This window comes from Acidobacteriota bacterium (assembly GCA_028875725.1).
In the GTDB taxonomy this organism is placed as follows: Bacteria; Acidobacteriota; Thermoanaerobaculia; order Multivoradales; family Multivoraceae; genus Multivorans.
Map to the genome: position 1 here is coordinate 29385 of JAPPCR010000014.1, position 20123 is coordinate 49507.

Annotated in this window: 19 protein-coding genes and 1 tRNA gene; 8 read left to right on the forward strand and 12 right to left on the reverse strand. The window is 69.7% G+C overall.

What is annotated here, in order from left to right:
- Positions 1-150 precede the first annotated feature (150 nt).
- Genes OXI49_11510 through OXI49_11520 form a run of 3 tightly spaced genes read right to left on the reverse strand, consistent with a single transcriptional unit; the run spans position 151 to position 3411 of the window.
- Positions 151-537, reverse strand: a complete 387-nt coding sequence (locus OXI49_11510) for a hypothetical protein (GenBank protein MDE2691133.1) — start codon at positions 535-537, stop codon at positions 151-153.
- Positions 534-2135 carry a carboxylesterase family protein gene (locus OXI49_11515; protein MDE2691134.1) on the reverse strand — a complete coding sequence of 534 codons (1602 nt, stop codon included), beginning with the start codon at positions 2133-2135 and terminating at the stop codon, positions 534-536. Before OXI49_11515 ends, OXI49_11510 begins: the two co-directional genes overlap by 4 nt.
- 22 nt (positions 2136-2157) lie before the next feature.
- Entirely contained in the window at positions 2158-3411 is a 1254-nt protein-coding gene (locus OXI49_11520) for a PQQ-like beta-propeller repeat protein (protein ID MDE2691135.1), read from the reverse strand.
- Positions 3412-3553: 142 nt separating this feature from the next.
- On the opposite strand from OXI49_11520, the gene OXI49_11525 reads away from it, so the two are divergent.
- From OXI49_11525 to OXI49_11535, 3 genes are read left to right on the forward strand one after another with little or no spacing between them, the layout of a single operon-like run.
- The gene (locus OXI49_11525) at positions 3554-4246 is read left to right on the forward strand and encodes an epimerase (protein ID MDE2691136.1); all 693 of its coding nucleotides are present in this window, start codon (positions 3554-3556) and stop codon (positions 4244-4246) included.
- A 19-nt stretch (positions 4247-4265) separates the two neighbouring features.
- Complete coding sequence (locus OXI49_11530; GenBank protein ID MDE2691137.1) at positions 4266-5333, forward strand: LLM class flavin-dependent oxidoreductase; 1068 nt, start codon at positions 4266-4268, stop codon at positions 5331-5333.
- A 12-nt stretch (positions 5334-5345) separates the two neighbouring features.
- The gene (locus OXI49_11535) at positions 5346-6224 is read left to right on the forward strand and encodes an SDR family NAD(P)-dependent oxidoreductase (GenBank protein MDE2691138.1); all 879 of its coding nucleotides are present in this window, start codon (positions 5346-5348) and stop codon (positions 6222-6224) included.
- Here OXI49_11535 and OXI49_11540 read toward each other — a convergent pair.
- The 5 genes from OXI49_11540 to OXI49_11560 all read right to left on the reverse strand — a co-directional run bounded on the left by OXI49_11540 (position 6221) and on the right by OXI49_11560 (position 12596).
- Entirely contained in the window at positions 6221-7297 is a 1077-nt protein-coding gene (locus OXI49_11540) for a TIGR03857 family LLM class F420-dependent oxidoreductase (GenBank protein MDE2691139.1), read from the reverse strand. The two genes, OXI49_11535 and OXI49_11540, sit on opposite strands and share 4 nt — an antisense overlap.
- 82 nt (positions 7298-7379) lie before the next feature.
- Positions 7380-8456, reverse strand: coding sequence for a phosphotransferase (locus OXI49_11545; protein ID MDE2691140.1), 1077 nt, complete (start codon positions 8454-8456; stop codon positions 7380-7382).
- A complete protein-coding gene (locus tag OXI49_11550) occupies positions 8453-10258 on the reverse strand; it encodes an ABC transporter substrate-binding protein (GenBank protein MDE2691141.1) in 1806 nt (601 codons plus the stop codon). Before OXI49_11550 ends, OXI49_11545 begins: the two co-directional genes overlap by 4 nt.
- Positions 10255-11499, reverse strand: a complete 1245-nt coding sequence (locus tag OXI49_11555) for an acyl-CoA dehydrogenase family protein (protein MDE2691142.1) — start codon at positions 11497-11499, stop codon at positions 10255-10257. Before OXI49_11555 ends, OXI49_11550 begins: the two co-directional genes overlap by 4 nt.
- Positions 11496-12596 (reverse strand): acyl-CoA/acyl-ACP dehydrogenase, encoded by a 1101-nt coding sequence (locus tag OXI49_11560; protein ID MDE2691143.1) that lies wholly within the window; start codon positions 12594-12596, stop codon positions 11496-11498. The genes OXI49_11555 and OXI49_11560 overlap by 4 nt, the downstream gene beginning before the upstream one ends.
- 143 nt (positions 12597-12739) lie before the next feature.
- On the opposite strand from OXI49_11560, the gene OXI49_11565 reads away from it, so the two are divergent.
- Positions 12740-13378 carry a TetR/AcrR family transcriptional regulator gene (locus OXI49_11565; GenBank protein MDE2691144.1) on the forward strand — a complete coding sequence of 213 codons (639 nt, stop codon included), beginning with the start codon at positions 12740-12742 and terminating at the stop codon, positions 13376-13378.
- 29 nt (positions 13379-13407) lie between these two features.
- On the opposite strand, the gene yghU is transcribed toward OXI49_11565, so the two are convergent.
- The 3 genes from yghU to OXI49_11580 all read right to left on the reverse strand — a co-directional run bounded on the left by yghU (position 13408) and on the right by OXI49_11580 (position 15120).
- Positions 13408-14280 (reverse strand): glutathione-dependent disulfide-bond oxidoreductase, encoded by an 873-nt coding sequence (gene yghU / locus OXI49_11570; GenBank protein ID MDE2691145.1) that lies wholly within the window; start codon positions 14278-14280, stop codon positions 13408-13410.
- Between the two features lie 21 nt (positions 14281-14301).
- Positions 14302-14378: transfer RNA gene (locus tag OXI49_11575), tRNA-Arg, on the reverse strand.
- A gap of 73 nt (positions 14379-14451) precedes the next feature.
- Positions 14452-15120 carry an NYN domain-containing protein gene (locus OXI49_11580; protein MDE2691146.1) on the reverse strand — a complete coding sequence of 223 codons (669 nt, stop codon included), beginning with the start codon at positions 15118-15120 and terminating at the stop codon, positions 14452-14454.
- 273 nt (positions 15121-15393) lie between these two features.
- Between OXI49_11580 and OXI49_11585 the strand changes: the two genes are divergently transcribed.
- Together OXI49_11585 and OXI49_11590 are read left to right on the forward strand one after the other, a co-directional pair.
- Entirely contained in the window at positions 15394-16038 is a 645-nt protein-coding gene (locus OXI49_11585; GenBank protein ID MDE2691147.1) for a deoxynucleoside kinase, read from the forward strand.
- A gap of 12 nt (positions 16039-16050) precedes the next feature.
- Entirely contained in the window at positions 16051-16830 is a 780-nt protein-coding gene (locus OXI49_11590; protein ID MDE2691148.1) for a thiazole synthase, read from the forward strand.
- A 73-nt stretch (positions 16831-16903) separates the two neighbouring features.
- Here the strand turns inward: OXI49_11590 and OXI49_11595 are convergent, their stop codons facing one another.
- Positions 16904-18052, reverse strand: a complete 1149-nt coding sequence (locus OXI49_11595) for a tRNA (adenosine(37)-N6)-threonylcarbamoyltransferase complex transferase subunit TsaD (protein ID MDE2691149.1) — start codon at positions 18050-18052, stop codon at positions 16904-16906.
- Between the two features lie 68 nt (positions 18053-18120).
- Here OXI49_11595 and OXI49_11600 point away from each other — a divergent pair, with 68 nt between their 5' ends.
- Together OXI49_11600 and tpiA are read left to right on the forward strand one after the other, a co-directional pair.
- Positions 18121-19338, forward strand: a complete 1218-nt coding sequence (locus tag OXI49_11600; protein MDE2691150.1) for a phosphoglycerate kinase — start codon at positions 18121-18123, stop codon at positions 19336-19338.
- A complete protein-coding gene (gene tpiA / locus OXI49_11605) occupies positions 19335-20111 on the forward strand; it encodes a triose-phosphate isomerase (GenBank protein MDE2691151.1) in 777 nt (258 codons plus the stop codon). Before OXI49_11600 ends, tpiA begins: the two co-directional genes overlap by 4 nt.
- Positions 20112-20123: the final 12 nt, after the last annotated feature.

Below are 20123 nucleotides of genomic sequence, written 5' to 3' on the forward strand. Positions count from 1 at the left end.
GAAGGTCAGCGCTCGCTTCGGTCGGCTGCGCTCCGGTCAGGCGGCGTTAGCTGACAGTGCGTTGCCCGTCGCTTGCCTCCAGCCCGCTGGGGACCCTCCCCCCGGACCCAGGCAGGCTGGATACCGTCGTCTTCCGATGGACGAGAGGGACTAGTCGAAGGTCCACTCCCGGGGCTCCTTGCCCTCTTCGGGCTGGGCCTCGCGGACGACGATCGGTGGGGTCTCGCCCTGCTGGTACGTGAAGACGTACTTCAGGGCCTTGCGGTTCTCTTCGGGTACCGGGTCGACGTGGGTGGCGAGTTCCGGACCGTCGAAGACGTTGATCTTGCAGAACTCCTCGGCCTGGCAGACGAACCTGGCCATCTGGACCCAAGCCTCCATCTGCGTGTCGGGCTCGACCCAGGCGCCGAACGAAAGGCCGGTCAGGCCGATGATGTTCAGCGGCGGCGGGGCGTCGCCTCGCTGCTGCGCCGGGGCTACGGCCGGGACGGAGAGGAGGAAGGCGATAGCGATCGCTACGGGCGCGCGTCGATTCATGGCTGGGTCACCTCGAAGAAACGATCCCATAATGCCATGCGCTCTCGGTGGAGGTGGCTGCCGGCCTCGATCATCGATCCGAACTCGAGGTGCCGGGCCGTGTCCGGCTTGAACTCCGGCCATGCCGGCAGGCCTGAGCCGCCGAGCGGATTCGGGTCGCCGCTTGAGGCGAAGGCAACCCAGTAGCCGGAGATCGCCTCGGCGAGTTCGTGGTCTTCCTCCGCGTACTCGAAGTCCAGCTTGTCCAGGTTGTCGAACGCGTAGGCGATCTCGGCCGCGTGGTAGGCGCCGTAGTAGTCCTTCTCGGGGTGTGGCGGGGCATGGCTGAAGAAGTACAGCCAGGCCGGCGAGGGCACGGTCTCCGAGAGCATCGCCCAGGTCTTCATGTGCCAGGCGAACACGCGGTCGGAGAACGCGTCGATGAAGGCGCGCCTTGCCGCCGCGTCATCCGGCACCGGATAAGCCTCGAAGAACTCCTCCGCCACATCGGGGAACTGGCTCTTGACCAGGAACTCGACCCCGGACTTGTTCGACGGGAGCATGCGGCCCATCAGGCTGGTCGCCTCGTCGCGGTTCGATCCGACCAGCACCGGCACGTCCGCCTGCTCGCCGGCCCGGTAGATCTCGGCGACCTGCTTCGGCAGCACCCAGCCGTCCACGTTCGGTCTGGTCGCGAAGGCGCCCTGCTTCGAGGCCTCGGCGAGGATCGCCCCGGCGTCCAGTTCGCGCAGGCGGGCGGCCGCGTCCTCGCCCTCGACGCCGAGCCGCTTCGCGAAGGCCTCGCCCGCGCTCTCGGCCGAGCCGTCCTCTGAGGAGCGAAGCACCGGCAGGCCGTCGAAGAAGCCGCCGCTCTGGCCGATCGCCCGCTGGAACAGGCCGCGCGCCAGGGGCGAAGCCTGCAGCACGTTGACGCTCCAGGCGCCCGCCGATTCGCCGAAGATCGTCACCCGGTCCGGGTCGCCGCCGAAGGTCGCGATGTTGTCCCGCACCCACTCGAGGGCGAGGATCTGGTCCAGGACGCCGTAGTTGCCTGATGTGCCCTGGTCGGACTCGGCCGACAGGGCCGGGTGCGCTAGATAGCCGAAAGCGCCGAGCCGGTAGTTCACCGTCACCACGACGACACCCTTCCGCGCCAGCGCCGTGCCGTCATAGAGGGGCAGCGAGCCCGACCCGCGGGTGAGCGCGCCGCCGTGGATCCAGGCCATCACCGGCAGGCGATCGCCCTCGTCGGCCGCGGTCCAGAGGTTGAGGTACAGGCAGTCTTCGCTCAGTTCCCCGAGGGGCTGGGCATAGAAGCCGCCCTCCCGGTAGGGCGCCTGCATGCAGGACGGCGGCTCGAAGAGAGCGTCGATGGGCAGTCGCCCGGGGATCGCCGGTTGGGGCGGTCTGAAGCGAAGGTCTCCGACCGGCGGTTCGGCGTAGGGAACGCCGAGGAACACCCGGACGGAGTCGTCGTCCTCGGAGTCGTAGCCGATGACGTAGCCGCTCGACGTCGCCCTCACCAGTTGCGGCAGGGTTTGGGCGCCGGCGGCGGCGACGGCCAGCAAGAGCGTAAAGGCCAGAACCCAGCCGAGACGACCGCGCACGGAAACACTCATCGGTCCGATTCTCCTCCTTCAGCTACTTTGCGACATCGTAGGACGTCAGCGACTCCTGATCGCGGATGTAGAACGCCCCGTTGGCGACCACTGGGTGGGCCCAACTGGGGCCGCCGCGATCCTCGATCTCGAACCGGCCCCGCTCCTGGTAGCCCTCCGGCGTGGCGACCGCCAGACCGACCTTGTTGCGCTCGCTCAGCAGGAAGAGCTTGCCGTCGGCCATCACCAGGGAACCCTTGCCGACGCTCCGGGCTCGCCAGTGGACCTCTCCCGTCCTGGCGTCAACCGCGGTGAGCGCCGGACCGAAGAAGCTGTAGAGAGTCCCCTCGTGAGCGATGACGCCGCCGTGGTGGTTCTGAAGGCGGGTTCCGAAGTACGCCTCCTCGCTGTGGAAGGACCCGCCCTCATTCTCCGCGGTGATCGCGAGCGCTCCCCCGCCGATGCCGTAGGACGCCGTGTAGAAGACCAGGTTGTCCTCCAGCACCGGAGTCGTGATGTTGATGGCGTTCACCGTCGACGGCCTCTCGTAGCGCCAGAGCAGCTCCCCGTCTTCGGCGCGAACGCCGACGCCGGCCTCCCCCGTGAACCCGAGGAGCACCTCGGTCCCCGCGATCTCACGCAGGATGAGTGACGAGTACGAGGCCACGTCACCGAGTTCGCTCGAACGCCAGATCGTGCTGCCGTCGGCCGCCGAGAGTGCGGCGATCGCGCCCTTCCTGCCGCCCGGCATGACGAAGACACGATCCCGCACGACCAGGGGGGACTCGCTGATGCCCCAGTGGGTGTTCGGGCTGCCAAAGCGGTCCAGCATGTTGAACTGCCAGACCACTTCGCCCGAGTCCTTCGCGATCTTCGCCACCTCGCCCATTCCGTTCAGAACGAAGAGCGAATCGCCATGGACGGTCGGCACCGAACGCGGACCGTCGCCCCTGTCCGGGTGGTCGTAGAGGGGGCCTAGCGTCCGTACCCAGACGTCGCTGCCGTCGCCGGCCCGCAGACGGAAGACGGCGCTCTGGCCGTCTCGGGTCCCCTGGACGTAGATCGCATCGCCCTCGACGGCGACGGTCCCGTAGCCCTGACCGAGCGTCTCGATCTGCCAGTTGACGGCGGGGCCCTCCGGCGGCCACTCGTCGAGCAGGCCGGTCTCGGTCGAGATCCCGGCGCGATCCGGCCCGCGCCACTGCAGCCAGTCGTCGGCGTGCGTTGCCGTCGCGAATCCGGCGGCGAACACGGCCGCAACGAACACCTGTGTACCCCTGCTGAACATATGCGCCATGACCGCTCCTCAGATTTACTGGCTGGCTGGCCAGCATTATACTGACCGGCCGCGAGCCGGATCGTACTCGCTCGGGTTTCGCTGCTGAGCGGAATACGGGATCCAGGGACGCCGCCTGACGGCGAAGCAGAAAGTAGGTCGAGTGCAAGGCGACAACCCGAAGCTCAAGGCCGTGGTCTTTGGGCCGACGGGCCTGGTCGGCATGGGCGTCACCCGGGCATGGCTCGACGATCCCCGGGTCGCCGAGGTGCGCGCGGTTGCCCGGCGTCCATTGCCGTACTCCGCGCCCGGCCTGCGCCCGGTGGAGTGCCGGGACTTCCTGGACCTCGCACCGCTTCGCCAGAGTCTCGAGGGAGTCGACGCGGTGTGCTATTGCCTGGGGCGGTCCTCGAGCGAGGTTCGGGACCCGGCCGAGTACCGCCGGATGACGTACGACTTTGCCCTCGCGGCCGGACGAGCGGTGCTCGCGGCGAGCCCGAACGCGACCTTCCACTTCGTCAGTGGCTCGGGCACGAGCCTCGAGAGCCGGATGAACTGGGCCCGCGTCAAGGCGGAAACCGAGCAGGCCCTGAGCGAACTCGGACTTGGCGGCTGCGTCTGCTGGCGGCCCGCCGGCATCCTCCACGAGGTGAAGCCCGACCGCATGACGGCGTACCACCGCATGGGCGCCGCGATGGGGGCCCTGCTCCGCGCGTTTCGGTCGCTCACCGTTGGCAACCGGGCGATCGGCGAGGCGATGCTCCAGGCGACGCTGGACGGACGCCGTGAGGGGATCCTCGAGAACCGGGAGATTCGCGACCTGGCCGACGGATATCGTGCGCGCTCACGGGACTGAGCAGGAAGGAAGACGCCCAATGGAGTTCTGGACCGCAACCGTCGCCGCGCCGACCCGGAGTGCCGAGTTCGCCCGTCAGGCGGAGGCCAGGGGCTGGGACGGCATGAACGTCGTCGACTCGCAGAACCTCTCCGGCGATCCCTACGTTTGCCTCGCGCTCGGCGCCACAGCGACGGAGACGCTGCGGGTGGCGACATCGGTGACAAATCCGGTCACCCGCCACCCGGCGACGACGGCCTCGTCGGCGCTCTCGGTTCAGCGGGTGTCGCGGGGCCGCATGGTCCTGGGCATAGGTCGCGGCGACAGCGCGCTGGCGCACCTTGGCCGCGCGCCTGCCCGCCTCGGCTGGTTCGAGGACTACCTCGTCGTCCTGCAGACCTACCTGCGCGGCGAGGAGGTGGACTTCGAGAACACGGGGATTGCGGACGAGGCCGCGCCGCTCGCGGAGAAGCTGGGGCTGGCGCACGGGCCCTCCGCGAGCAGCATCCGCTGGATCGGCGACGGTCCGAAGGTCCCGGTCGAGGTCGCGGCCACAGGGCCCAAGGTGATCGGCATTGCCGCCCGTCAGGCCGACCGGGTCATGCTCGCCGTCGGCGCCGACCCGAAACGCATCGCCTGGGGAATCGAGACGGCGCGCAGCGCCGCCGCGGAAGCCGGCCGCGACCCGGAGTCGCTGGAGTTCGGCGCCTATGTGAACGTCGTCTGCTGCGACGATCCGGAGGTCGGCCGCGAACTCGGCCGTGCCTCCACCGGCCTCTTCGCCCGCTTCTCGGTCATGTACGGCGAGATCTCCGGCCCGGCCGACGAGCAGCAGACGGAGGTGTTCCGCAACATCCACGACCGCTACGACATGACCGCCCACGGCCGGGAGGGCGGGCAGCAGACGACCGCGCTCACGGACGAGTTCATCGACGGCTACGCGATCGTTGGCAGCCCCGAGCACTGCGCGGCCAGGCTCGAGGCTCTGCTCGACCTCGGGATCGAGAAGTTCGCGGTTGCCGGGCCGAACTTCCTGGCGCCGAGCGCTCCCGGCCGGGAAGCCGCGGGGCGGTTCACCGAAGACGTCCTGCCGCGGCTGCGGGCATAGGAGGCACGGAACATGGAAGTAGCCGGCACGTCGGCAGTCATCACCGGCGGCGGCAACGGCCTCGGCCGCGCCATCGCCCTCGCCCTGGCGCGGGACGGCGCGAACGTCGCGGTCGCCGACGTGGAGCAGGACGCCGCGGAGAGCGTCGCGCGTGAGGTGGAAGCCCTCGGTGCCAAGGCGCTCGCGGCGCGCGTCGACGTGACCCGCGAGGAGGATCTCGAGCGCTTGGCCGACGACGCCTGGGCGGCCTTCGGTTCCGTCGAGCTCTTGTTCAACAACGCCGGCGTCGGCGCGGGCCGGGCGCCGGCCTACGGGTTCAGCGCCGACGACGTGCGCTGGATCCTCAGCGTGAACGTCGAAGGCGTGCTGAACGGCATCCGCGTGTTCGCGCCCCGCTTCATCGAGGGCGGCAGGGAGTCCCGCATCGTGAACACGGGCTCCGAGCACAGCCTGGGCATCCCGTTCCCCGGTTCCGCCGTCTACACCGCCTCGAAGCATGCTGTGCTCGCCATCTCCGATGTGCTGCGCGCGGAACTGCCCGAGCACGTCGGCGTCAGCGTCTTCTGCCCGGGCTGGGTGGCGACGAGCATCTGGCGGTCCTCCGAGCGCCGACCCGCGCACCTCGGCGGACCCCAGGAGGCGAACCCGGCCGGAGGCAAGCTCAGCGCGGAGCACGCCATGTCCGCGGACGAGGCCGCCGACATGGTGCTCCAGCAGATCCGCGAAGACCGCTTCTACCTGCTGACCCATCCCCACGTCATCGACTACGCGCAAACCAGGTGGAACGACGTCGAGGCCGCGTTCGCCGAGCAGGCGCCCCGCTACGAGGGGGACGACAGGTACGACGTGGCGAAGGCGATCGCGCGGATCCGGGCGCAGCGAGCCGGCTAGCCTGCCGGGTTGGGCGCCAGGTGGGCGAAGCGGCCCGCGTCGCGGCGCTCGCGGTAGCAGTCGACGATCGGTTCGAGGTCGCTCGGGCTGGCGCCGTGGAGGATGACGCCGTCGGCGCCCAGGTCGAACTGGCCGCGGATCTTCTCGACGCAGCGGGCGGGTGAGCCGGTGGCAGCGGGGGCCAGCCACTCTTCGGGAATGAGCGTGGCGATCCGTTCGAGTTCCTCCGTCGTGGCCAGGCTGTCGATTGCGCCGCGGAAGCCGGCAACGAGGGGATCGGCGCGGAAGCGCTCCAGGACCTTCGGGTCCCAGCGGTTCGTCTCGACCATCAGGTCGCCGTAGGCCTGCAGGTAGGTCGCCATCCGGCCGACCGTCTTCTTCAGGCGCACCGGCTCGGACAGGTGATCGCCGATCGTCGCGAAGCAGGACCAGACCCGGACCGAGGCCGGGTCGCGGCCTGCCTGTTCCGCCGCCCGCTTCACGGTGTCGACGCAGCGGGCCAGGGTTTCGTCGGTGAAGAACGTGTGGAGCACGACCGCGTCGAAGGCCCGGCCGCCAAGGGCCAGCGAGTTCGGGCCGAAGGCGGTCAGGGTCATCGGGATCTCGTCGTGCGCCTCGGCACCGAGGCGCAACACGGGGAAGCGGCCCGCCGGCCCATCGTGGCCGACGATGACCTCGCCCCGCCACATCCGCCGCATCAGCCCGACGAAATCCTCCATCTGCGCGGTGGTGATCCTGGGCAGGCCGAGCGCGTCGAAGACGCGGGCGATGCCGCGGCCCAGGCCCAGCGAGAAGCGACCGCCGGTCAAGCGGTGCATCGTCAGCGCGTAGGAAGCCGTGATCAGCGGGTGCCGGGTGTTCTGGTTCGTCGCGGCGGTGGCGATGCCGAGTTCCGTTGAACAGGCCGCGGCGGCGCCGGAGAGGGTGGCCGCCTCCTTGATGTTGAAGCGCTCCGAGATGAACACGGAGCCGAAACCCATCGCCTCGCCGGCGCGCACCTCCTCGAACAGCTCGGCCGGGGACTCGGGCTGGCCAGCCAGGGTGTAGAAGGCGAGTTCGTTCATCCGCTGCATCGCGGCGATCCTTCCATGGCCGCCTGCGGCGGAAGCCGGCGGGGACGCCGGCGCACCCAGTGTGCGACCCCGTGCGGACTTCCTACAGCAGTTCGGCCGAGTCCAGGTCGAGGGCGTGGCGGGTGTGCCGCCTGGTCATCGCGACGAACATCTCGTTGCCACGCTCCGTCTCGCGGACCATCATCGAGGCGATCACGCAGACGCCGAAGCCGGCGAAGGCGCCGAGCCGGTAGTCGCTCCAGCAGGCCTCCCGGGAGTAGCCGTCGATGCCGGCGGCGATCAGCCGCTGGTGGTATGCGCCCACGATCTCCTCCTCACAGCGCCGGCGGAGGGCCGGGTCCAGGCTGCCGCCCAGGAAGTAGGCGACATCGCCCAGCGGACGCCCGATCGTGATGCTCTGCCAGTCGACTGCCGTGATCGCCGGCGGCGAGGTGCGCGGGTCGATCAGCAGGTTGTCGAGCCGGTAGTCGATGTGGACGAGGGAGAACGGGTCGGGCGCGTCGCCAGTCCAGGCTGACTCGGCCTCGCCGTAGACGCTGAGGACCTCCCGCGAGTCGTTCTCGAGCCGGTCGCCGTAGCGGTCGAGGAAGCCGGGCAACAGGGTCTGGTAGCGGCGGTGGTGGGCCGCCGAGAGTTCGGGGCTCGGCCGGCCCAACCACCCCGCTTCGAGCAGGGAGGCATCGTTCCACACCGGGCCGTGCAGGCCGGCGAGTTCGAGCACCGCCGCCCGCGCCACGTCTTCCTCGCAGCCGGCGATCTGATCGCCCTGCTCCGCCGGCGCCTCGTCGCTCATCAGGACGGCGAAGTGCGGACCTTGGCCCTCGATCTCGGCGAAGTAGCAGCGCGGCGTCGAGATCGCGAGACGGGCCTGAATCTCCTGGTAGAAGCGCACTTCCTTCAGGTAGTTCCGCAGCACGACGCCGGTCGCCCGGCTGGACGGATCGTCGGACGGGAACTTCCCCACCAGGGTGCGGGGCGCGCCCGCCGCGCCTTCGCCGTACTCCAGGCGGTAGCGAATGCAGCGTCCGAGTTGCCCGGTGCCGATGTCGGAGGCCTCGAAGCCGAGCACCTCGACCTCGTGGCCCGCCGCGCGGAGCTGCTCGGCGAGCCACGCTGCGCTGACTTCCTCAGCCGTGGGAGTGAACGGCGCCGAAGTCACTCGGCCGCCTGGCGCTCGCGCCACCAGCCCGGACCGGTCCGCGACGGCCAGCCCTCGGGCGCGGTCGGCCACAGGAGGATCGTGCCCATCGGACCGAGTTCGACGCCGCGGATGTCGTCGTTGAAGACCCAGAGGAAGCTGACGTGGAACAGGAACAGGACCGGCTGGTCGCGATAGACCTCGCGGTGGATCTCCCGGTAGATCGCCGCGCGTCTCTCGCTGTCCTGCTCCCGCTTGCCGAGTTCGAAGAGCTCGTCGACCCTGGGGTTCGAGTAGCCGCCGCTGTTGCGGCCGCCGTCGTAGGCGTCGGTGGCCAGCTGGTTGCGGAGAGCATTCGGGTCCTGGGTCGTGCCGACAATCGTCCCGAGCGCCTGGAACTCGTGGGCGAGCCGCCTCTCGTTGAGCGAAGCGCTTTCGTAGGCGCGGGTGACCATCTCGACCCCGAGCCGGCGGAAGTCCTCGCGCAGGATGTCGAGCGTCCGCGGCACGTAGGTCAGGCCGGCGGTGTACGACAGCTCGAAGCTGAAGCGGACCCGCTCACCGTCGATCTCCTTGTAGCGCCAACCCGTGTCGGGGTCGGCGAGCCAGCCGGCCTGGTCGAGAAGCTCGGCGGCGCGCTCCAGGTCGTAGTCGAGCGCCTGCTCCAGGATCGCCGGCTCGTAGTCCCAGCGGCGTTCTTCCACCATGTAGCCGTAGGAACGCCGGTACAGGCCGTGGCCGACCCGGCGCAGGACGGTCTCGGCATCGTAGGCGTGGGCGAGCGCCCGGCGCACCAGGGGGTCGGCGAAGAAAGGATTGCTGCCGTCCATGTTCCAGAGGAGGCCAAGCAGCAGCGCCGACGCGTGGCGGCCCTTCACGCCTCTCTCCTCGAACAGCTCCCCTTTCGCCTGCCGGGCGAAGATGTTCGCGTCGACGTAGACCTGGTCGTACTCGCCTCCCAGGAACTGCAGGAAGGCGAGGTTCCGGTCCGGCTGGAACTTGAAGATCATCGTCTTCGCGGCCGGCGGCGCGCGGTCGAACAGGTAGTGGTCTTCCCACCGCTCGAGGACGACCCGATCGTTGTTCCGCCATTCCACGAAGCGGAACGGGCCGCTGCCGATCACCGCCTCGCGGCCGTAGCGGTTGTAGTAGGGCGAGGACCGGAGCGTCGGATCGGCGGCGCGCTCGGCGGCGTCGCCCACGATATGGAGCGGCATGATGGGAAAGGCGAGCGCCTCCAGGCGAAGCTGCGGCGCCAGGAGCCCGGCGAAGTCGAAGCGCACCCGGTGCTCGCCTGGCGCCGTGGCCCCGACGACGAGGTCGCGCGTCGTCGGCCAGTAGCTCACCGGTACCCGTTCGTCGCGCAGGGCTTCGAGCGAGAACACGACGTCGTGCGCGGTCCAGGGTGCGCCGTCGTGCCAGCGCAGCTCGGGATTCAACTCCAGGGTGACGGAGCGCAGATCCTCGGACGGTTGCACCGCGAGGACGACGTTGGAGTTCCAGTCGTAGTCCGACGGGTTGCCGTGGCGGACGACGAGCCACTCGAAGAGCATCCCGAACATCGTCCACGCGGAAGCCGCGCCGGAGGGAAAGAGTGGATTGAGCGTCGCAGGCTGCGAGAAGTCGTGCCGGACGATCGTCGTCGCGGTGTCGGCCCGTTGCCGCTCGGTGACCGGGTACAACTCGTGCAACGACGGCGGATCGACGAGAGGATCGGCCAACGGGTCGTAGTCGCCGCCGGTCTCGACCACGGGAAGCGGATGGCCGCAGGCGCCGGCCAGCAGGCCGGCCGCCACTGCCAGCCACCGCGCCCGGGCCTTCACGCGTTGCGCTTGATGTCCCGGAACGGGCCCTGGTCGGCGCGGTACCCCTTCGGCATCCCCAGCACGCGCTCGGAGATGATGTTGCGCTGGATCTCGTCCGTGCCGCCGGCGATCGAGATCGCCGGCACCGAGACGAGGACTTCCGCGATGATCCCGTCCGCGGCGGAGTCGGACCCGCTCAGCAGGGCGTCGGCGCCCGAGATCATCGTGTGGACGTGGGAAGCCTGGCGCGCGATGACGCTCGCCGCGAGCTTGCCGATCGACCCGGCGGGGATGATCTCCGTGGTGCCGGCTTTGCGCTTGGCCTCCGCGCCGTCGGAGGCGAGCCTCGCCCCGGTGTACAGGCAGATCAGCTTCGCGATCTCCTGCCGCGTCGCCGGATCGTTGATCGCGCCGGTCTCCCGGGCGCGGGGCAGGACGAGATCCACCCGGCCCTCGCGTTGTGGATACCAGGTGTAGGGCTCGGTCGCGATCCGGAGTTCCTCTTCGTACTCCGCGTAGATGGGCCCCTGTTTCCGCCCGTCAAGCGAGGATCCCCGGACCCGGCGGCTGAAGCCGCGACGTTCGAAGGAGAGCGTTGTCTTCGCCACGTGCCAGCCGTTGCCCTCGCCGCCGATCAGGTCCTCGGGCGCCACGACGGCATTCGTCATGAAGACCTCGTTGAACGACTGGTGGCCGTTCATCTGCCTGAGCGGCCGCGCCTCGACACCGGGCTGGCGCATGTCGAGCAGGAAGTAGCTGATCCCCTGGTGCTTCGGCACGTCCCAGTCGGTGCGCGCGACGAGCAGGCCGAAGTCCGCGTGGTGCGCGCTCGTGTTCCAGACCTTCTGGCCGTTGACGATCCACTTCCCGCCCTTGAACTCGGCCCGGGTGCTGAGGCCCGCTAGGTCGGAGCCGCTGCCCGGCTCGCTGAAGAGCTGGCACCAGGTGTGCTCGCCGGTCAGGATGGGTCGCAGGAAGCGCCGCTTCTGGTCGTCCGATCCGCAGGCCAGGATCGTCTCGGAAGCCAGCCCTCGCGGGCCGACCTGAGCGGCCGGAACCACGTCCCTCTCCCTGAAGACTTCGTTGACGACCATGGTCTGGTCGAGCGTGAAGCCGCGTCCGTACCACTCCTCGGGCCAGTGCGGCGCCGCCCAGCCGCCTTCGAGCAGGATCTCCCGCCACTCGATCAGGGGACGGTCGACGCGCCACTTCTCGTCGAGCCAGGCCGAAACCTCGCGCCGGATCCCCTCAGGAGTCATGCCGCGCCCTCCAGCATCGTCATCATCCGTTCCCGGTGGATCGCCGGCGTGCCGAACAGCACCTCGGAACCCTTGGCCCGCTTGAACCAGAGGTGGGTGTCGTTCTCCCAGGTGAAGCCGATCCCGCCCCGCAACTGGATACCGGCTCTCGCGGCGCTCATGTAGGCGTCGGCGGCTGCCGCCTTCGCCATGCTGGCGGCGTAGGGCTCCCCCTCGCCGGCGCTGAGGCAGCGCGCCGAGTGGTGGGTGAGCGCCCGGGCGATCTCGATCTCGAGCAGCAGATCGGCGCAGCGGTGCTTGAGCGCCTGGAAGGAGCCGATCGGCCGGCCGAACTGGTAACGCTCCTTCGTGTAGTTCACCGTGGTCTCGAAGAGATGCTGCGCGCCGCCGATCATCTCGTGGGCAAGAGCGGAGCAGATCCGGTCCCAGATCCGATCCAGGGCGTCGCCGGTCACATCGCCGACGCGGCGGGCCGGAACGTCGGTGAACACGACCCGGGACAGCTTGCGGGTCGGATCGACGACCTGGAGAGGCTCGACCGAGAGACCGGATGCGCCGGCTTCGACCGCGTGAAGCCCGAGTCCGCCGGCGCCGCTTGCTGTGACCAGCAGCAGGTCGGCGACGTGGGCATCGACGGCCATCCCGGCCGTCCCGGACAGCTTCCCGTCCTCCGCCGCGCGGATCGACCCGCCGACGCCGGCCGGACCGTTCAGGTCGTCGAGCACCAGGGTGGCGATCGTCGAGCCGTTGGCTATGCCCGGCAGCAGCGCCTGCCGCTCCGACTCGCTCGCCGCCTCGAGCAGCGCGGTCCCGGCCATCACCGCCGAAGCGAACCAGGGACCGCAGAACAGCGTCCGCCCCATCTCCTCTGCGACGATGCCGAGTTCGACCGCGCCGCCGCCGGCGCCGCCAAAGGCCTCCGGGACGTGGACGCCGGCCAGCCCGGCGTCGCCGCAGAGTTCCTGCCAGACCGCCTCGTCGTAGCCCCGATCCGAGGCCATCTGCTCGCGGACGGCCGTCGCCGGCGACTTGTCGCGCAAGGCGCGCGACACGACGTCGCGGAGAAGGTTCTGCTCCTTCGAGAACTCCGTCTGCACGCTACCTCCTGTCGCCACGCATCAGCCTGGGTCCGCAGCGTACCCGAGGGGGATAGAGTCGCGATGGCCCCGGAGCCAGCATCTCCTGAGTGACCAGCCACCACTTTACTCGCGCCAGGCCAGGCATGACAGAGTCCAGCCCCTTGAATTCGAGAACCGACGGCCAGGCCGCGAGGCGACCACGCCGTACCCAGGCCGAACGGCGGGCCGAGTCGGAACGCGAGATTCTGCGCGCGGCCGCGACGCTGTTCGGCCGCCAGGGCTACATCGCAACGACGCTGGAGCAGATCGGCAAGGAAGCCGGGTACTCGAGCGCCCTCGTATCGCTCCGCTACGGCTCCAAGGAAGGGATCGTCGAGGCGATCGTCGATCGCTCCCAGACCAGGGCGAGCGACGCTGTCTTCGAACCGGAAGAGGGCGTGACCGGCATGGCCGCCCTGAACCGCATCTTCACCGGCTACTCGGAACTGCTCCGTGACGCCGAGCAGTGGATGCGCGCGCTGTTCATGCTGATGACGGACTCGCTCGGGCCCCTGGATCGGAAGATCGACCTGTTTCGCGCCGCCAACGACCGCTTCGCCGCCGCCATCGAGCAGGCCGTTCACGAAGGGCAGGAGGCCGGCGAGATCCGGACCGATGTCGATTCGACCGGGACGGCGTTCGAGATTCTCGCTTCGATCAGAGGCACGACGCTCCTCTGGCTGCTCGACCCGGAGAAGATCGATCTCGTCGCGGCCGTCGAGGATCTCCGCGCGAGCGTCGAGGACCGACTGTCGACCTGAGCAGGCGACGCCTCCTCGGGCGTCAAGCTTCAGTCCGCTTCCGGCTCGAGCTTGTCCTGAGTCTTCGTCTGGAAGTCGGCCGCGCCGTGACGCTCGCGTAGCTGGGTTTCCGGCGGTCCCCACGCGCGGTTCACCATCCGGCCGCGCTTCACGGCCGGACGCTTGGCGATCTCGCGGCCCCACCGGTTCACGTTCTCGTAACTCTGTCCCTCGATGAACTCGCCGGCCTCGTACAGATGACCGGCGGCCAGCGCGCCGTACCAGGGCCAGATCGCCATGTCGGCGATGGAGTACTCGTCCCCCGCCATGTAGCGGGCGTCCGCCAGGTGACGGTCGAGCACGTCGAGCTGACGCTTCACTTCCATCGTGAACCGGTCGATCGCGTACTCGATCTTCTCAGGCGCGTAGGCATAGAAGTGGCCGAAGCCGCCGCCCAGGTAGGGCGCGCTCCCCATCTGCCAGAACAGCCAGGACAGGCACTCCGTTCGGGGGCCATGTTCCCGCGGCAGGAAGTCGCCGAACTTCTCAGCCAGGTAGATGAGGATGGCTCCCGATTCGAAGACGCGGGTGGGCGGCTCCGTGCCGTGGTCGACGAGCGCCGGGATCTTGGAGTTCGGGTTCGCCGCAACGAAGCCGCTCGAGAACTGGGCGCCGTCGCCGATGTTGATCAGGTAGGCGTCGTACTCCGCGTCGCGACCAAGCTCCAGGAGCTCCTCGAGCATCACCGTGACCTTCACTCCGTTCGGAGTGGCGAGCGAGTAGAGCTGAAGCGGATGCTCGCCCACCGGCAGCTCCGCGTCGTGCGTTGGGCCGGCGATCGGCCGGTTGATCTTGGCGAAGCGGCCACCGCTCTCGGTGTCCCACTTCCAGACCTTGGGCGGGGTGTACTGCGAGTCGTTCATGGCAGTGCCTCGTGAAGACGGTGGTGCACCCTGGAGGAGTCGAACCCCCAACCTTTGGATCCGTAGTCCAACGCTCTATCCAGTTGAGCTAAGGGTGCATTTCAGGCCGCCGCACCGAGCGAGTGCGGAACCCTAGCAGCTTGCCGATGAGAAGGGGAGCGGCGCCGGCTCCTAGCCGGAGAGGTCGATGAAGCGGTCGCACTGGGCCCGCACCAGCGCGTCGCCTCCAGCACCCCCGAGACCGATCACGGTCACGCCGTTCTGTTGCAGCTTGGCGACCAGAGGCAGCATCTGCACCGACGTCGCGCCCAGCACCACCGTGCCCACGCCGCGCTTCGTGTAGCAGAGTTCCAGAGCATCCACGACGATCCGCACCGCGGCGGAGCAACCGCGCACTTCCGTGCCCGAGGGCACGTCGACGACTTCGACCCCTCCGCCGTGGAGCGCCTTGCGATCGAGTCGCTCGTCGCTCGCATCGGCATAGACGCGGCGCAGGACGAGCTGTCCGAGTTCGCCGTCCAGCCGGGCGAGCAGCCCCTCCGTATCGAGCTCCGACTCGCCCTCCAGGCTGCGCTCCAACCCGCCGAGGTCGAGAAGTGCGGCCGCGCGGCCCGCTTTGCCGGACCTCGCTGCCGGCGGGGTGGCGCCGCCGCGGCGCCCGCCGCGGCGCCGACGCCGGCGTCGTTTTGCCGGTGCGGGTGCCGCGGCCTCAGCGGCCTCCGTGGCTTCAGCGGCCTCTGTGGCCTCCGCGGCCTCCGTGGCCTCCGTGGTCACCTGGGCCTCCGTCATCGCCTGGGCCGGCTCCGCCGGTTCGGTCGCCGCCTCCAGCGCGGCGGACACGGCGGGCTCTACGGGTTCCGCCGGCGCGGCGTCCTCAGCCGCCGCCTTTGAGCTGCCTTCCTTAGCCTCCTCGGGCTGGTCCTCGCTCTCGGCGCTTACTGCTGCCTGTCGCGCAGGTTCACGGCTCTCCTCCGCCGCCGGTCTCCGCCACCAGGGATTCACTCTCTCTTCCCCCTATCGGAAGTCCTGTTCGGGGTGCTCCGGCGCGGGCTGAAACCGGCGCCGACACCCTGCTCGTCGCCGCTGCGGGATTGTATAGTCCGGGCAGTGCCCGTGGACGCGCTCCCGTATCGGTACCTGGCCGTCGACGGACCGATCGGCGTAGGCAAAACGACCCTGGTCGAGATGCTCGCGCAACGCTTCGAGGGGGTGAAGATCCTCGAAGACGTGGATAACCCGTTCCTCGAGGCGTTCTACCGCGACCGGCCCGGCACCGCCTTCCAGACCGAGCTCTACTTCCTGCTGACGCGCTACAAGCAGCAGCTCGACCTGGCCCAGGAAGAGCTGTTCGAGCCGGTACGCCTCGCCGACTACACCTTCGCGAAGAGCAGGCTGTTCGCCTACCTGAACCTGACGGACGGCGACCTGATGCTGTTCGAGAAGCTCTACGATCTGCTCGAGCCGCAGTTGAGCCAACCGGACCTGCTGATCTTCCTGACCGCCGACATCGACACCTGCATGGCGCGGATTCACAAGCGCCGCCGCGCCATCGAGCAGAACATCTCGGCCGACTACCTGGGCGAGCTGATCGAGGCCTACAATCACCACTACTACCACTACGATGGGTCGCCCCTGCTCGTCGTCGACAGCCGCAATCTGGACTTCGAGCACAAGCCGACCGACTTCGAGGAGCTGCTTCACCACATCTCGCGGCAGATCCGCGGTACCGAGTACTTCGTGCCCGCGCGCAGCACCTGAGACCCAAATGAAATGACCACTCCAGAGCCTCTAGTCATCGCCGGCCGCGAGTTCCATTCGCGCCTCATTCTCGGCACCGGCAAGTACAGCGACGAACAGGTGATGGTCGACGCCTTCGACGCCTCGGCTACCGAGATGGTCACGGTGGCCCTGCGGCGCGTCAACCTCGACGACCTGGGCAAGGGCTCCCTGATCGACCACATCGACCAGGACCGCTACCTGCTGCTGCCCAACACCGCCGCCTGCTACACCGCCGACGACGCGGTGCGGACAGCGCGGCTGGCGCGCGAGCTGGGCGGCTGGAACTGGGTCAAGCTGGAGGTGATCGGCGACGAGAAGACCCTCTTCCCGGACAACGAGGAACTGCTTGCGGCAACCCGCGAGCTGGTCGCCGACGACTTCATCGTGCTTCCCTACACGACGGACGATCCGATCACCTGCCGCAAGCTCGAGGACCTCGGCGCGGCGGCCGTGATGCCGCTTGCGGCGCCGATCGGCTCGGGGATGGGCATCCGCAATCCAGCGAATCTGCGGATCATCGTCGAGCAGGCGAACGTACCGGTCATCGTGGACGCCGGCGTCGGCACCGCGAGCGACGCCGCCCTGGCGATGGAGCTGGGCGCGGACGGCGTGCTGATGAACACAGGCGTCGCCGGCGCCCGGGATCCGGTACGGATGGCCCGGGCGATGAAGCTGGCCGTCGAGGCCGGCTGGCTGGCGGCCAACGCCGGCCGCATCCCGAAGAAGCTGTACGCGACGGCGTCGTCGCCTGCGGAGGGCGTGTTGGGCTAAGGCCACGGCCTAGCCCCGCCTAGTGACCCGGGTCTTCTGACCCGGGCACCGCAAGAGCGCCGTCAGGGGCGCGCTAGAAAGGGATCCGGCTCTCGGCGTCGGCCGAGCGGGGATCGTCGGTGTCGCCGCGACGGAGGCGCAGCAGACCGGCGTGGGCGATCATCGCCGCGTTGTCTCCGCAGTAGCGAAGCGGGACGAGCAGCACGTCCGCGCCGCGGCGCTCGCCCCAGAGGGCGACCTCCCGCCGCAGCAGGCGGTTCGCCGCCACGCCGCCCGAGACGGAGAGCCGCTCCACCGGCCGCTCGTCGCTGAGCCGGTCCAGGCGGTCGATCAACTGCGCAACCGCGGCGCGCCGGAAACCCGCGAGGAGATCGAGCACGTCCCGCGGCCAGGACTCGTCGTCGCGCTCGGTACCCGCAGGGTCGGGACCGCCCACTGGGTGCGCCGGCGTCCTCGCCGGCTCCGCTTTGGCGGCCGGCTCATCTCCGTAGCCGTCGATCTCGCCAAGCGCGCGCAGCGCCTGGCTCTTCAGTCCGGAGTACGAGAACGCCAGCTCGTCGGACTTGATCCTGGCCACGCGGAACGGCTGGGCCGCCGGATCGCCGAGCTCGGCCAGCCGATCGACCTCGGCGCCGGCCGGGAAGGGCAGGCCGACACGGTGGCCGATCTTGTCGAAGGCCTCGCCGATCGCGTCGTCCCGGGTCTCGGCGAGGCTGGTCACGGCGCCGGACGGACCGTCGACGGCGAGCAGGCTGGTGTGGCCGCCGGACACGACCAGGCCGACCATCGACTCGGGTACCGACCGGCTCGCGCCGTCGGTCCGGAGCAGGGGCGAGAAGAGGTGGCCCTCCAGGTGATGCACCGCAAGGAAGGGCACGCCGAGCGAGTAGCTGATCGCCTTGCCGAGAGAGAGCCCGACGAGAAGCGAGCCCACCAGGCCGGGCCCGCGCGTCGCCGCGACGGCGCCGACATCGGACCAGTCCACGCCCGCTTCCTGAAGCGCCGCGGCCGACACCCCGGGCCAGTTGCGGAGGTGTTCCCGAGACGCCGCCTCGGGTACCACGCCGCCGAACGGACGGTGTACGTCCAGTTGGCTGGAGACCACGGACGAAAGCACACGACCCTCCGCGTCGAGCACCGCGCAGGCGGTGTCGTCGCAGGACGTCTCGATGCCGAGGACGAAGCCCTCGAACGGGGTGGCCGCTCCGTTGGCCTTGGACATGCCGGCGACGTTATCCTCCCCCTCACCGACGCCGGCTGGCACGGCGGCCCACCGAGATCGCGACCTTGATCTTCCCACCGAGCTTCCGTGACGGCTCACTCGCCCTGCGAGGCCGGCGAGTCATCGTCCGCGTCGACTTCAACGTGCCGATGGCCGGCGAACGGGTGCTCGACGCGACGCGCCTGCGGGAAGCGGCGCCCACGATCGACGCTCTCCGGGACGCGGGCGCCCGCGTCGTCCTGCTGTCCCACCGCGGCAGGCCGCGGGGCGTGGCCGACCCGGGACTCAGCCTGCGGCCGGTCGCCGGCGCCCTTTCTTCCATCCTCGGCCGGCCCGTCGACTTCGCCGCGGACTGTCTCGGGACGGCCGCCCGGAACGCCGCCGCCGCTCTTGGCGACGGGGACGTGCTGCTCTGCGAGAACCTCCGCTTCCACGCCGGCGAGGAAGCGAACGATCCGGCCTTCGCCGCCGAGCTGGCCGCCCTCGGCGAGGTCTACGTCAACGACGCGTTCGGCACCGCCCACCGCGCCCATGCCTCCACCGCCGCCATCTGCGGCTCCGTCGAGCAGGCCTTCAGCGGGCTGCTGCTCGACCGCGAACTGCGGCAGCTCAGTCGGCTGCTCGACGAACCGCCGCGACCCTTCGTGCTCGTCACCGGGGGCGCGAAGATCCGGGGCAAGATCGGCGCGCTGCGACGCCTGCTGCCGCTGGTCGACCGCGTGCTGGTCGGCGGAGGCATGTCGAACACGTTCCTGGCAGCCCGCGGCGCCGAGCTCGGTTCCTCGCTGGTCGAGTCGGAGAGCCTCGACCTGGCGCGTGAGATCGAGGCCGAGACCGCGGCAGGCGGCGCCGAGCTGCTCCTGCCCGCCGACGTCGTGGTCACGGACTCGCTCGCTGGAACGCCTTCGGAACGGCGGGTGCGCACGGTGCCCGTGGAGGACGGTGTGCCGGCCGGATGGCTCGCGGTCGACATCGGGCCGGAGACCAGAGCCGCTTTCGAAACCGCGGTCGCCGGCGCCGCGACCCTGTTCTGGAACGGTCCGATGGGGGTCTTCGAGACACCGCCCTTCGATGCCGGCAGCCTCGCGGTGGCGCAAGCCGTAGCCGCCTGCGACGGCTTCACCGTGATCGGCGGCGGGGAAACGGTGGCCGCGGTCAGGCGGCAGAACCTGTCCGGAAGAATCGATCACGTCTCGACCGGCGGCGGCGCTTCCCTGGCGCTGCTGGCTGGCGAGGAACTACCGGCCGTCGAGACACTCCACGCGCGCGGCAGGGAGGAAGCATGACGCGTACACCGATCGTCGCCGGCAACTGGAAGATGAACCTGCTCCACGCGGACATCGCGGCTTACGCCCAGGCTCTCTCCGCGGCCGGCCCGCCCGAAGCACCGGCCGACGTCGTCCTGTTCCCGACGCCCGTCTACCTGGGCCTCGCGGCGACGGCGATGCCCCACTGGACCGCCGTCGGCGCCCAGGACATCCACGCCGAGAACGGCGGCGCCTACACCGGCGACGTCGCCGCCGCGCAGATCGTCGATGCCGGCGCTTCCTGGGCGCTGGCCGGCCACTCCGAACGGCGCCAGTACCACGGTGAATCGAACGACGACGTGGCGCGCAAGGCCCGGCGGGCCCTCGACGCCGGTCTGATCCCGGTCATCTGCGTGGGTGAAACCCTGGAACAACGCCAGCGGGACGAGACGGAAGCGGTCCTCGACGCCCAGTTGGAGGCCGTCCTCGAGGTGCTCGCCGCGGCCGGCGACACCGGAGTCGGCGCCGTCATCGCCTACGAACCGGTTTGGGCGATCGGCACCGGCCTCAGCGCCTCGCCCGAGATCGCCGCCTCGGTTCACGGCCACCTGAGGGCCCGGCTGAACGGCCACCAGGCCGGGCTCGGCGACTCGACCCGGATCCTCTACGGCGGCTCGGTAAACGCCGGCAACTGCCGGGATCTGATCGGCCGGCCCGACATCGACGGCTTTCTCATCGGCGGCGCAAGCCTTGATCCTGCCTCGTTCCTGCGTATCATTCGTCTTTCTACGGGTTCCGGCGGCGGCTCCTGAGCCCTGACGAAC